General features: G+C 73.5%; 11 protein-coding genes. 7 read left to right on the top strand and 4 right to left on the bottom strand.

Going from position 1 to position 13,020, the window contains the following annotated elements:
* Positions 1–29: 29 nt before the first annotated feature.
* The 3 genes from ACI79Y_RS05035 (at position 30) to ACI79Y_RS05025 (ending at position 4,894) form a co-directional block, all read left to right on the top strand.
* Complete coding sequence (locus ACI79Y_RS05035; RefSeq protein WP_457157416.1) at positions 30–2,099, top strand: NAD(+) synthase; 2,070 nt, start codon at positions 30–32, stop codon at positions 2,097–2,099.
* 115 nt (positions 2,100–2,214) lie between these two features.
* Positions 2,215–4,620, top strand: a complete 2,406-nt coding sequence (locus ACI79Y_RS05030) for a RelA/SpoT family protein (RefSeq protein WP_457157415.1) — start codon at positions 2,215–2,217, stop codon at positions 4,618–4,620.
* 73 nt (positions 4,621–4,693) lie between these two features.
* A complete protein-coding gene (locus ACI79Y_RS05025) occupies positions 4,694–4,894 on the top strand; it encodes a hypothetical protein (protein WP_457157414.1) in 201 nt (66 codons plus the stop codon).
* Between the two features lie 8 nt (positions 4,895–4,902).
* Here ACI79Y_RS05025 and ACI79Y_RS05020 read toward each other — a convergent pair whose 3' ends face one another.
* Complete coding sequence (locus ACI79Y_RS05020; protein ID WP_457157413.1) at positions 4,903–5,067, bottom strand: hypothetical protein; 165 nt, start codon at positions 5,065–5,067, stop codon at positions 4,903–4,905.
* A gap of 88 nt (positions 5,068–5,155) precedes the next feature.
* A complete protein-coding gene (locus ACI79Y_RS05015; RefSeq protein ID WP_457157412.1) occupies positions 5,156–5,959 on the bottom strand; it encodes a peptidylprolyl isomerase in 804 nt (267 codons plus the stop codon).
* Between the two features lie 147 nt (positions 5,960–6,106).
* Here ACI79Y_RS05015 and ACI79Y_RS05010 point away from each other — a divergent pair, with 147 nt between their 5' ends.
* The 4 genes from ACI79Y_RS05010 (at position 6,107) to aspS (ending at position 10,956) form a co-directional block, all read left to right on the top strand.
* The gene (locus ACI79Y_RS05010) at positions 6,107–6,805 is read left to right on the top strand and encodes an MBL fold metallo-hydrolase (RefSeq protein ID WP_457157411.1); all 699 of its coding nucleotides are present in this window, start codon (positions 6,107–6,109) and stop codon (positions 6,803–6,805) included.
* 70 nt (positions 6,806–6,875) lie between these two features.
* Positions 6,876–8,138 (top strand): histidine--tRNA ligase, encoded by a 1,263-nt coding sequence (gene hisS, locus ACI79Y_RS05005; protein ID WP_457157410.1) that lies wholly within the window; start codon positions 6,876–6,878, stop codon positions 8,136–8,138.
* A gap of 2 nt (positions 8,139–8,140) precedes the next feature.
* The gene (locus ACI79Y_RS05000) at positions 8,141–9,142 is read left to right on the top strand and encodes an aldo/keto reductase (protein WP_457157409.1); all 1,002 of its coding nucleotides are present in this window, start codon (positions 8,141–8,143) and stop codon (positions 9,140–9,142) included.
* Between the two features lie 32 nt (positions 9,143–9,174).
* Positions 9,175–10,956, top strand: coding sequence for an aspartate--tRNA ligase (gene aspS / locus ACI79Y_RS04995; protein WP_457157408.1), 1,782 nt, complete (start codon positions 9,175–9,177; stop codon positions 10,954–10,956).
* Positions 10,957–11,062: 106 nt separating this feature from the next.
* Here aspS and ACI79Y_RS04990 read toward each other — a convergent pair whose 3' ends face one another.
* Together ACI79Y_RS04990 and ACI79Y_RS04985 are read right to left on the bottom strand one after the other, a co-directional pair.
* Complete coding sequence (locus ACI79Y_RS04990) at positions 11,063–11,932, bottom strand: hypothetical protein (RefSeq protein ID WP_457157407.1); 870 nt, start codon at positions 11,930–11,932, stop codon at positions 11,063–11,065.
* A gap of 221 nt (positions 11,933–12,153) precedes the next feature.
* Positions 12,154–13,017 (bottom strand): aldo/keto reductase, encoded by an 864-nt coding sequence (locus tag ACI79Y_RS04985; RefSeq protein ID WP_457157406.1) that lies wholly within the window; start codon positions 13,015–13,017, stop codon positions 12,154–12,156.
* Positions 13,018–13,020 lie beyond the last annotated feature (3 nt).

Here is a 13,020-nt window from a genome sequence, read left to right as displayed (position 1 = left end):
CCGCGGGCGCCGGATGACATGATCGGCGGGTGAGCCCAGCAGCTGAGGAGACCGCGACCCGGTTCCGCTCCGTCTACCGGCACGGTTTCGCGCGGGTCGCCGCGGTCACCCTGCCCGTGACGATCGCCGATCCCGCGGCCAACGCCGCGGCCGTGCTGGCGCAGGCCCGGGAGTGCTCGGCCGAGGGCGTCGCCGTCGCGGTGTTCCCGGAGCTGTGCCTGTCCGGCTACTCGATCGAGGACCTGCTGCTGCAGGACCCGCTGCTGGACGCGGTCGAGGCCGCCCTCGCCGACGTCGTCGCCGGTTCGGCCGATCTGACCCCGGTGCTGGTGGTCGGGGCTCCGCTGCGCCACCGCAACCGGGTCTACAACACCGCGGTCGTCGTGCACCGCGGCCGGGTGCTGGGCGTCGTCCCGAAGTCCTACCTCCCCACCTACCGGGAGTTCTACGAGGCCCGGCAGCTGGCCTCCGGGGTCGACGCCGCCGGTGAGGTGCACACCGTCGCCGGGCAGCCGGTGCCCTTCGGCCCGGACCTGCTGTTCGACGCCGTCGACGTGCCCGGCCTGGTGCTGGCGGTGGAGATCTGCGAGGACATGTGGATCCCGGTCCAGCCCGGGGCCGAGGCGGCGCTGGCCGGGGCCACCGTGCTGGCCAACCTCTCGGGCAGCCCGATCACGGTCGGGCGGGCCGACCAGCGGGCCACCCTGGCGCAGGCGACGTCGATCCGCTGCCTGGCCGCCTACGTGTACGCGGCCGCCGGGCAGGGGGAGTCGACCACCGACCTGTCCTGGGACGGGCAGACGATGGTCTGGGAGAACGGTGTCCTGCTCGCCGAGTCCGACCGCTTCCCCGACGGGCCGCGCCGGTCGGTGGCCGACGTCGACCTGGACCTGCTGCGCGCCGAGCGGGCGCGGATGGGCACCTTCGACGACAACCGGCGCGCGCTGGCCGGCCGGCTGGACCACCGCCGGGTGGAGTTCCGGCTGCAGCCCCCGACCGGGGACCTGGGCCTGCGCCGCCGGCTGGACCGCTTCCCGTTCGTGCCGGCCGACCCCGCGCGGCTGGCCCAGGACTGCTACGAGGCCTACAACATCCAGGTCGTCGGGCTGGAGCGGCGGCTGGCGGCGATCGGCTGGCCGACGGTGGTCATCGGGGTCTCCGGCGGGCTGGACTCCACCCACGCGCTGATCGTCGCCGCCCAGGCGATGGACCGGGCCGGCCGGCCGCGCAGCGACATCCTGGCGTTCACCCTGCCCGGGTTCGCGACCGGCGACGAGAGCAAGGCCAACGCCGTCGCCCTCGCCACGGCGCTGGGGGTGACGTTCGAGGAGATCGACATCCGCCCCGCGGCCACCCGGCTGCTCACCGACATGGGCCACCCCGCCGGCCGCGGCGAGCCGGTCTACGACGTGACCTTCGAGAACGTGCAGGCCGGCCTGCGCACCGACTACCTGTTCCGGCTGGCCAACCAGCGCGGCGGGATCGTGCTCGGCACCGGTGACCTCTCGGAGATCGCGCTGGGCTGGTCGACCTACGGCGTCGGCGACCAGATGTCGCACTACAACGTCAACGGTGGCGTGCCCAAGACGCTCATCCAGCACCTGATCCGCTGGGTGGTGTCCTCCGAGCAGTTCGACGAGCCCGTGCTGCGCACCCTGGAGCGGATCCTGGCCGCCGAGATCAGCCCGGAGCTCGTGCCGGCGGGCGCCGGCGAGCCGGTGCAGAGCACCGAGGCGCAGGTCGGGCCCTACGCGCTGCAGGACTTCACCCTCTTCCACGTGCTGCGCTACGGCATGCGGCCCTCGAAGATCGCGTTCCTCGCGCTGCACGCCTGGGCCGACGCCGAGGCGGGGGAGTGGCCGGCGGGCTTCCCGGCGGACCGGCGGGTGGCCTACCAGCTGGGGGAGATCCGGCACTGGCTGGAGGTCTTCTGCCGGCGGTTCTTCGCCTTCAGCCAGTTCAAGCGCTCGGCGATGCCCAACGGCCCCAAGGTCTCCTCCGGCGGATCGCTCTCGCCGCGCGGCGACTGGCGGGCGCCGTCGGACGCGACGGCCCGGGTGTGGCTGGCGGAGCTGCAGCGCGAGGTCCCCGAGAGCTGAGCCACCCGGCTCCCCGTGCCCGCCCCACCCACTCCGAGGGGCACGCCCGGCCGGACCCGCCCGGGCGCGGCTAGCATGGGATGGGTCCCACCCTCCTCAGCAGGCAGGAGCTCTCGTGGCCGGTGACGTCGCCGCACCGCGGACGTCCGACGCGCCCGCCGTCGAGGCGGAGCCGCCGCGCGCGGCGCTGCCCGAGCGGCCGGTCGTCCGTCGTCCCGACGACGTCGCGCCCGAGCCCGGCGGGGACGCCGAGGCGGTACCCCGCCGGCGCGTCCGCGACCGGCTGGCCCGCCGCATCGTCGCCGGTCAGCGCTCCACCGGGATCCGGCCGGTGCTCGAGCCGCTGGCCGTGCTGCACCGGCAGAGCCATCCGAAGGCCGACCTGCTGCTGCTGCAGCGGGCCTACGACGTCGCCGAGGAGGCGCACGCCCCGCAGAAGCGGAAGAGCGGCGACCCCTACATCACCCACCCGCTGGCGGTCGCCACCGTGCTGGCCGGCCTCGGGATGGACACCACCACCCTGGTGGCCGCGCTGCTGCACGACACCGTCGAGGACACCGGCGTCACGCTGGAGACCATCCGTGCCGACTTCGGGCCCGAGGTCGCCCACCTGGTCGACGGCGTCACCAAGATCGACCGGGTCAAGCTGGGTGACGCGGCGCAGGCCGAGACGATCCGCAAGATGATCGTCGCGATGTCCCGCGACCCGCGGGTGCTGGTGATCAAGCTCGCCGACCGGCTGCACAACATGCGCACCCTGCGGTTCCTCCCGCCGGAGAAGCAGGAGAAGAAGGCGCGCGAGACGCTGGAGATCCTCGCCCCGCTGGCGCACCGGCTGGGCATGAACACCATCAAGTGGGAGCTCGAGGACCTCGCGTTCGCCACGCTGTACCCCAAGCGCTACGACGAGATCGTCCGGCTGGTCGCCGAGCGCGCGCCGTCCCGGGACACCTTCATCGCCGAGGTGACCAGCCAGGTCACCGAGCAGCTCAAGGCGTCCAAGATCGAGGCGACCGTCACCGGCCGGCCCAAGCACTACTACTCGATCTACCAGAAGATGATCGTCCGCGGGCGCGACTTCACCGACATCTGGGACCTGGTCGGCATCCGCATCCTGGTCGAGTCGGTGCGTGACTGCTACGCCGCGCTGGGCATCATGCACGCGCACTGGCAGCCGGTGCCCGGCCGGTTCAAGGACTTCGTGGCGATGCCGAAGTTCAACATGTACCAGTCGCTGCACACCACGGTCATCGGCCCGCAGGGCAAGCCGGTCGAGCTGCAGATCCGCACCCACGAGATGCACCGCACCGCGGAGTACGGCATCGCGGCGCACTGGAAGTACAAGGAGAAGGCGCGCGCCGGCGGCGGCAAGGCGGACCTGGTGCCGACACCCGGCGCGGCGGGCGACGACATGCTGTGGCTGCGCCAGCTGCTGGACTGGCAGCGCGAGGCGCAGGAGCCCGGTGAGTTCCTGGAGACCCTGCGGTACGACCTGGGCCCGCAGGAGGTCTTCGTCTTCACGCCCAAGGGTGACGTCATCAGCCTGCCCGGCGAGGCCACCCCGGTCGACTTCGCCTACGCGGTGCACACCGAGGTCGGCCACCGCTGCATCGGTGCCCGGGTCAACGGCAACCTCGTCTCCCTGGACAGCAAGCTGTCCAACGGCGACGTCGTCGAGGTCTTCACCTCCCGCTCGCCGACCGCCGGCCCGTCCAAGGACTGGCTGTCGTTCGTCGGCTCGTCCCGGGCGCGCACCAAGATCCGGCAGTGGTTCACCAAGGAACGGCGCGAGGACGCCGTCGAGGCCGGCAAGGACGCGCTCACCAAGGCGATGCGCAAGGCCGGCCTGCCCCTGCAGCGGCTGCTCGGCGGAGAGGCGCTGGCCACCCTCGCCGCGGACCTGCACTTCAGCGACGTCAGCGCGCTGTACGCGGCGGTCGGGGAGAACCAGGTCTCCGCGACGTCGATCGTGGAGAAGCTGCTCACCGCGCTGGGCGGCTCCGAGGGCGCCACCGAGGACATCGCCGAGACGGCGATCCCCACCAAGCGCACGGTGGCGCGCACCGCCAGCGGCGACCCGGGCATCGTCGTGCACGGCATGACCGACGTCTGGGCCAAGCTCGCCAAGTGCTGCACGCCGGTGCCCGGCGACGACATCCTGGGCTTCGTCACCCGCGGGGGCGGCGTCAGCGTCCACCGCACCGACTGCACCAACGCCGCGGACCTGCAGAGCAAGCCCGAGCGGCTGGTGGAGGTCGACTGGGCCTCCCAGCCCGGCGCGGTGTTCCTGGTGGCGATCCAGGTCGAGGCGCTGGACCGGCACCGGCTGCTGTCCGACGTCACCCGGGCGCTGGCCGACGAGCGGGTCAACATCCTCTCCGCCTCGGTGCAGACCAGCCGGGACCGGGTGGCGATCAGCCGGTTCACCTTCGAGCTGGCCGACCCCGCCCACCTGGGCGCGGTGCTGCAGACGGTCCGGAACGTGGACGGGGTCTTCGACGTGGAGCGCGTCACCGCCTGATGGACGTCCGGGGGGTCGACCCGCGGGACGTGCGCTGGGAGGTCGACCAGCCGCGGTACCGCGTGCACTTCTGGTGGGGGCGGCCGACCCGGTCAGCGGCACCCCTGGGCAGGCCAGCGAGGAGGTCGAGCTCTCCGGTGCCGACGTCGACGTCGCCACGGTGCTCGCCTGGGCAGCCGATCAGGCCGCCGGCCGCGGCGCCGACCGGATCGAGGTCTTCGCGGTCGTCGACCACGCCGGCGACCGGGGACTGATCCGGCTGATCGGCGGCTGAGCGGCCGGTCAGGCGTCGCGGTCCGGGCGCCGGCCGGGTCGGCGGTCGGGCAGCAGCAGCAGCACGACGACGGCCGCCGTGAGCAGCAGCAGGGGCAGGCCCGGGCGTTCCCAGGACGCCAGCTGGACCACCGCGGCCCACGCCAGGCAGACCACCGCCACGTCCCGTGCCACGTGCCGTCGCATGCCCGCGACGGGGTCGACGCGGACGCGCGACGGCCCGGCCCCCGCGGGAGGGACCGGGCCGTCGCGTGCGGAGTGGTTACTGCTGGACGGTCATCGACTCGATGGTGACCGGCTGGGCCGGGGCGCCGTCGGACGCGCCCCCCTCGATCCCGGCGGCCGCGATCGTGTCCAGCACCTGCAGGCCGGCCTCGTCGATCGTGCCGATCACGGTGTAGTCGGGGGAGAGCTGGCTGTCGGCGTAGACGAGGAAGAACTGGCTGCCGTCGAAGCCGGAGCCGCTGTTCGCCATGGCCACCGTGCCGCGCGGGTAGGTCTCCTCACCGGTGACCTGGGTCGGGAACTGGTAGCTGGGGCCCCCGGTGCCGGTGCCGCTGGGGTCACCGCACTGCAGCACGCTCAGCCCGCCGGAGGTCAGCCGGTGGCAGGGGCTGCCGTCGAAGAACCCCTGCTGGGCCAGGTACACCATGCTGGCCGAGGCGCAGGGGGCGTTCTCCTGCTCCAGGGTCAGCGGGATGTCGCCGACGTTCGTCGTCATCGTGACCGGGACCGTGCCGGTGGTCGGCACCTCGGCCGGCGGCGTGCCGACGTCGGTGGTGGTCTCACCGCGGCTGGCCTCGGTGAAGTCGCAGGTCCCGTCGCTGCCGTCGACGACCGGGGCGATGGTGGCGTTGTCGCTGGCGCTGCCGGCGGTGTCCGCCGTGTCGTCCTCGCCGGTGATCCCGGTGATGATGAAGACGGCGGCCACCACGGCCAGCACGGCGATGACCGTCACGCCGATGAGCACGTTCCGGCGCCGCGTGCGGGCCAGCTCCTCACGGCGCTCCAGCTGACGCTGCAGGTGGCGCTGGGCGGCCTCACGGCGCTGCTTGTTGGTCGGCACTCTTCTCGGGCTCCTCGGGCGTGCGGGGTGCTCGGGGACGGCGGTGGTCACGTGCCCCGGCGGTCTCGGGAGCGCAGTGTAAGGGCCGTTCCTGCCCGTTCCCTGGCAGCACGGCTGGGCGTGATCACAGCCGCGTAACCTGCACGGGTGCTCATCCGCTCGTTCCCCGCCGGCGCGTTCGGCACGAACTGCTACGTGGTGGCGCCCCGCGCGGGGTCGTCGGCGCTGAAGCAGGAGTGCGTCGTCGTCGACCCGGGGATGGACGCCGTCGAGCCGCTGCGCGCGATGCTCGCCGACAACGGCCTGCAGCCGGTCGCCGTCGTGCTGACCCACGGGCACCTGGACCACACGTTCTCGGTCGTGCCGGTGTGCTCCGGCTACGACGTCCCGGCCTACCTGCACGCCGCCGACCACCCGATGCTCGCCGACCCGGTGCGCTGGCACGGGCCGCAGCTGGCGCCGCTGATCGGGGCGGCCGATCTCCCCGAGCCCGACGACGTCCGGGTGCTGGCCGACGGCGCCACCCTCTCGCTGGCCGGGGTCGACCTCACGGTGCGGCACGCGCCGGGGCACACCCAGGGGTCGGTGGTGTTCTCCCTCGACCTGGCCGACGGGCCCGGCCTGCTCGCCGGCGACGTCCTGTTCGCCGGGTCGGTCGGCCGGGTCGACCTGCCCGGCGGCTCGTGGGAGGACATGCTGCGCTCGCTGCGCGACGTCGTCCTGCCGCTGGGCGACGAGACGGTCGTGCTGCCCGGGCACGGGCCGGCGACGACGATCGGGCGCGAGCGCGCCACCAACCCGTACCTCGCCGAGGCCGCCTCGGCACCGAAGGGACCAGGACTGTGAGTGAGCATCGCAGCGAGCGCCAGCGAGCGAGGAGCGGAGCGAACCCAGAAGCGAAGCGAGTGATGACATCGTGAGTGGGCTGACCGCCCCCAAGGGCACGTTCGACACGTTGCCGCCGGCGTCGGCGGAGTTCCTCGCCGTGCGCGACACCCTGACCGCGCCGCTGCGCCGGGCCGGCTACGGGTACATCGAGACGCCGACGTTCGAGGACACCGCCGTCTTCTCCCGCGGGGTGGGGGAGTCCACCGACGTCGTCGCCAAGGAGATGTACACCTTCACCGACCGCGGCGGCCGGTCGCTGACGCTGCGCCCGGAGCTCACCGCCGGGCTGATGCGGTCCTTCATCGAGCACCGGCTGTACTCCGGCGCGCTGCCGGTGAAGCTGTGGGCGGTCGGCTCGGCGTTCCGCTACGAGCGGCCGCAGGCCGGCCGCTACCGGCACTTCACCCAGGTCGACTGCGAGGCCCTCGGCGTCGACGACCCGGCGCTGGACGCCGAGATCGTCGCGCTGGCGGTGCAGGGGTTCCGCGACCTGGGCCTGCGCGACTTCGAGCTGCTGCTGACCTCGCTGGGCGACGCGACCTGCCGGCCGCAGTACCGCGAGCTGCTGGTGGCGTACCTGGCGAAGCTGGACCTGGACGAGGAGACCCGGCACCGGGCGGAGATCAACCCGCTGCGGGTGCTGGACGACAAGCGGCCGGAGGTGCAGGCCCAGCTGGACGACGCCCCGCTGATGGTCGACCACCTCTCCGACACCACGAAGGCCCACTACGACGCCGTCCGGGAGCACCTCACCGACCTCGGCGTGCAGTGGACCGAGGCGCCCCGGCTGGTCCGCGGGCTGGACTACTACACGAAGACCACCTTCGAGTTCGTCCACTCCGGCCTCGGCGCGCAGTCGGCGATCGGCGGGGGCGGGCGCTACGACGGGCTCTCCGCGGCGCTCGGCGGCCCGGACCTGTCGGGCATCGGCTACGCCGTCGGCGTCGACCGCACGCTGCTCGCGGTGCAGGCCGAGGGCCTCGACGTCGGCGCGAGCACCGGGGTGCAGGCCTTCGTCGTCCCGCTGGGCGCGGAGGCCAAGCGCCTCGCCGTCCGGCTGGTCGGGCAGCTGCGCGAGGCCGGCGTGTCGGCCGACACCGTGTACGGCGACCGCGGCCTGAAGGGTGCGATGAAGGCCGCCGACCGCTCCGGCGCCTCGCACGCCGTCGTGCTGGGCGAGCGGGACCTCGCCGAGGGGGTGGCGCAGCTGAAGGACCTGCGCACCCAGGAGCAGGTCGCCGTCCCCCTGGGCGAGCTGTTCGAGCGCGTGCGTGCGACGGTTGGTGGGTGACTGTGACTTCCTCGACCCCGCTGGAGACCCGCCCGCTCGGCCGCACCGGAGCCGACGTGTCCGTCGTCGGGCTGGGCACCTGGCAGCTGGGCGGTGACTGGGGCGAGGTCACCGAGGCCGACGCCGCCGCCGTCCTGGACGCCGCGCTCGACGCCGGGGTGACCCTGCTGGACACCGCCGACGTCTACGGCGACGGGCGCTCCGAGCAGCGCATCCGCCAGGCGCTGGCCGCCCGCGGCGAGCGCCCGTTCGTCGCCACCAAGGCCGGCCGGCGCGCCGACCCGTTCACCGCCGAGCAGTACACCCCGGAGAACCTGCGCGCCTGGATCGACCGTTCGCGGGCGAATCTCGGCGTCGACACCCTCGACCTCGTGCAGCTGCACTGCCCCCCGCCGACCGTCTACTCCGACGAGCGGGTCTACGACACCCTCGACACCCTGGTCGAGGAGCAGGCGATCGCCGCCTACGGCGTCTCGGTGGAGACCGTGACCGAGGGCCTCACGGCGCTGCAGCACCCCGGCGTCCAGTCGATCCAGGTGATCCTGAACATCTTCCGGCGCAAGCCGCTGGAGCAGCTGCTGCCCGCCGCGCAGCGGGCCGAGGTGGGCATCCTCGCCCGGGTGCCGCTGGCCAGCGGCCTGCTGTCGGGGAAGTACTCCACCGACACCACGTTCGCCGCCGACGACCACCGCACCTACAACCGCAACGGCGAGGCCTTCGACGTCGGCGAGACCTTCGCCGGCGTGCCGTTCGAGGTCGGGGTGGCCGCCGCGCGCGAGGTGGCGGAGATCGCCGGCCCGGGCGTCTCCACCGCCGGCTTCGCGCTGCGCTGGGTCATCGACCAGCCCGGCGTCACCACCGTCATCCCGGGCGCCCGCAACGTCCAGCAGGCGCTGGACAACGTCGCGGCCGCCTCGCTCCCGCCGCTGTCCGACAGCCAGCTCACCGACCTCGAGCGCGTGTACGACGAGCGCATCCGCGCCCACGTGCACGACCGCTGGTGACCGTCCCCACCCACCTCAGAAGGGCCTGAAACGTGCTCCGCACCCACGACGCCGGGACGCTCCGCGCCTCCGACGCCGGCTCCACGGTCACCCTCGCCGGCTGGGTCGCCCGCCGCCGCGACCACGGCGGGGTCGTGTTCCTCGACCTGCGCGACGCCTCGGGCTACGCCCAGGTCGTCGTCCGCGAGGAGGAGGCGCACGCCCTGCGCAACGAGTACTGCGTGCTCGTGACCGGGCAGGTGCAGCGACGCCCCGCCGGCAACGAGAACCCCGAGCTCTCCACCGGCGAGATCGAGGTGGTCGCCGCGGAGCTCACCGTGCTGTCGGCCGCGGCGCCGCTGCCGTTCCCGATCGAGACCGCCCAGGCCGCCGGGGACGACGTCCGCTACAAGTACCGCTACCTGGATCTGCGCCGGCAGGGCCCGGCGGCGACGCTGCGGCTGCGCAGCGAGGTCAACCGGATCGCCCGCGGGGTGATGGCCCAGCACGGGTTCACCGAGGTGGAGACCCCGTCACTGACCCGCTCCACCCCCGAGGGTGCCCGCGACTTCGTCGTCCCGGTGCGGCTGCAGCCGGGCCACTGGTACGCCCTGCCGCAGTCGCCGCAGCTGTTCAAGCAGCTGCTGATGGTCGGTGGCCTGGAGCGCTACTACCAGATCGCCCGCTGCTTCCGGGACGAGGACTTCCGGGCCGACCGGCAGCCGGAGTTCACCCAGCTCGACTTCGAGATGAGCTTCGTCGACCGGGACGACGTGCTGGCGGTGGCCGAGCACGTCATCCGGGCGCTGTGGCGGGAGCTGGCCGGCTACGAGGTGCCGGAGATCCCGCGGATGACCTACCGCGAGGCGATGGACCGGTTCGGCTCCGACAAGCCCGACCTGCGCTTCGGCGTGGAGCTGACCGAGCTGACCTCCTACTTCGCCGAGACCCCCTTCCGGGTCTTCCAGGCGCCCTACGTCGGCGCGATCGTGATGCCCGGCGGCGGTTCGCAGCCGCGGCGGGCCTTCGACGCCTGGCAGGACTGGGCGCGCTCGCGGGGCTACAAGGGCCTGGCCTACGTCACCGTCGGCGAGGACGGCGCCCTCGGCGGCCCGGTGGCCAAGAACATCTCCGAGGCCGAGCGGGCCGGGCTGGTCGAGGCCGTCGGCGCCGCACCCGGCGACTGCGTCTTCTTCGCCGCCGGCCCGCGCCGGCAGGCCCAGGAGCTGCTCGGTGCCGCCCGCAACGAGGTGGCCAAGCGGCTGGAGCTGATCGAGCCCGGGTCGTGGTCGTTCCTGTTCGTCGTCGACTTCCCGATGTTCGAGCAGACCGAGGACGGCGACTGGACGTTCATGCACCACCCGTTCACCTCGCCCACCCCGGAGTGGCGGGAGCGCTTCGCCGAGGACAAGGGCGCGGCGCTGTCGGACGCCTACGACCTGGTGTGCAACGGCAACGAGCTGATGAGCGGGTCGGTCCGCATCCACGACGCCGAGCTCCAGGAGCGGGTGTTCCAGACCCTCGGCATGACGCAGGAGGAGGCCCGGGCCCAGTTCGGCTGGTTCCTGGAGGCCTTCGACTACGGCCCGCCGCCGCACGCCGGTGCCGCGATCGGCTGGGACCGGCTCACCGCGCTGCTGGCCGGCGTCGACTCCATCCGCGAGGTCATCGCCTTCCCGAAGACCGGCGCGGGCTTCGACCCGCTGACCGGTGCGCCGACGCCGATCACCGCCGCGCAGCGCAAGGAGGCCGGCATCGACGTCGACCCGGACGCCGAGCCGGCCCCGGGCGAGCCGGGCGCCCCCGGCCCGACCGACCCGTCGAAGAAGGCCTGACCCCTCCTCGCTCGACGCGACGCCGCACGCCGCCGAGTGAGCAGTTGTGGTCGCCGACACGTGCGGACACGCCGTGCCGGACGACCACGACTGCTCACTCGGGGGCTCACCACCTGGCGCCACGGCTGCGCAGCGCGCGGGCCACGCGGTCGACGACCGTCCACGGGCGTGCCAGGTGGACGTCGCCGAACCGCAGCAGCAGCCAGCCGTCCGCAGCCATGAGCGTGTAGCGGTCGATGTCCGCGCGGAACTGGCGCAGCTCGGCGTGCTGGCGGCCTTCGTACTCGACGGCGACGCGCCACCGCCGGTAGCCGAGGTCCGCGTGCACCACCTCTCGCCCGCGTCGGTCCGACAGGGGGACCTGCGGTTCCGGGTCAGGGACGTCGCCCTCGATCAGGTGCACGCGGAGGAGGCTCTCCGGTCGTGAGGCCGACTTCGGCGTGAGCCGCGGTGCCCAGGTCCTCGCGCGGATCACGCCGCGCACCCCGTCCGCCCGGGCCAGCCGTTCCTGCAGCGTCGTGCCGTCGAGGTGTCCGGCTCGCCAGAGGGCGTCACCGACGGCCACGAGCTCCGCACTGGGCAGGTGCGCGGCCAGGTCCAGCCACGTCTGGGCCGCCGACGTCACGGGCAGACCACCGATCAGCGCGCGGTCGGCTGGCAGGAGGTCACGGACGCGTGCGACGACGCGTGCCCGGCGGGGCCGGCGGGCACCTGGTGGGACCACGACGTGGAGCGGCCAGGTGTGCGGCACGGGTGCGCCGAGCAGCGCCGCTGCGGTGAGGTCGCCGAAGGCGGCAGGTGCGGGCAGCGCGGCCGACAGGGCCTCGCACGCCGAACGCACGGTCAGCGCTCGCGCCGCGGACACGTAGACGCCACGGCTGATGCGCCGCCCGTCGTCGCGGAGCTGGGCGCGGGTCAGGCCCGCGCGCTCGGCGTCCGAGCGGGTGTACGTCGTCCTGAGCTCTCGGTCCGGCACTCCGGCACAGTCACCCGGGAATCCGGACTTCGACCGGCCGCAGCGGCATCTGTGGAGAGTGCGTCAGCCTGTGCACACAGCTGCCGGCCCGCCGAGTGAACACTCGTGGCCGTTCAGCTCGACGTGTCCGAGCGTGTCGGCGACCGCAACTGCTCACTCGGCAGCCTGGCCTGACCCTCGACGCATCCTCGAGGGTTGCTGTCCCTGTAACGACCCGGTCGTCAGCCGGCGGAGTCGAGGCGGGCGAGCTGGTCGGGGGTCAGCCGCAGGTCGGCGGCGGCCGCCGAGTCGGTGATCGACTCCGCCCGGGACGCGCCCGGGATGGGGAGGACGACGTCGGCCTGGGCCAGGTGCCAGGCCAGCGTCACCTGGTACACGGAGACCCCGAGCTCGTCGGCGACCGCGGTGAACGCGTCGGCGGTCGACCCCAGCGACTTGGCCGACGACACCCCGCCGAACGGGCTCCACGGGATGAACGCCAGCCCGAGCCCCGCGCAGTGGGCCAGTTCGCCGGCCGAGGAGCGCCAGCCGGGGGAGAACTGGTTCTGCACGCTCACCAGCGCTGGGCCCACGATCTGCCGGGCGCTGTCGATCTGGGCGACGTCGGCGTTGGAGATCCCGGCCAGCCGCACCAGCCCGTCGTCCACCAGTGACCGGAGGGCCCCCATCGACTCCTCCCACGGCGTCGCCGGGTCCGGCCGGTGGAACTGGTACAGCCCGATCGTCTCCATGCCCAGCCGGCGCAGCGAGGCCTCGCACGCCCGGCGGAGGTACGCCGGCGTGCCGTCCAGCTCCCAGTCGCTGCCTCGCCGGGTGTGCCCGCCCTTGGTCGCCACCAGGACGTCGTCGGTGGTGCCGCCGTACGAGCGCAGCGCCCTGGCGACCAGTTCCTCGTTGTGCCCGAACTCCGCCTCGTCGCGGGCGTAGGCGTCGGCGGTGTCGACCAGCGTCACACCGGCGTCGAGCGCGGCGTGCACCACCGCCTCGGCGTCGGCGGGCGAGGGGCGGTCGTCCTTGGTCGACAGGGGCATGGCCCCCAGGCCGATGGCGCTGACGGTGCGGTCGCCGATGCGTCGCTGCTGCATGGG

It is taken from the genome of Modestobacter sp. SYSU DS0875 (assembly GCF_054050915.1).
Note: the sequence above shows the minus strand (reverse complement) of the source record. Positions and strands in the feature narration are given on the sequence as shown.

Coding starts and splice junctions, on each gene's coding strand:
- ACI79Y_RS04985 (WP_457157406.1), bottom strand. CDS start 13,017: ATGCAGCAGCGACGCATCGGCGACCGCACCGTCAGCGCCATCGGCCTG.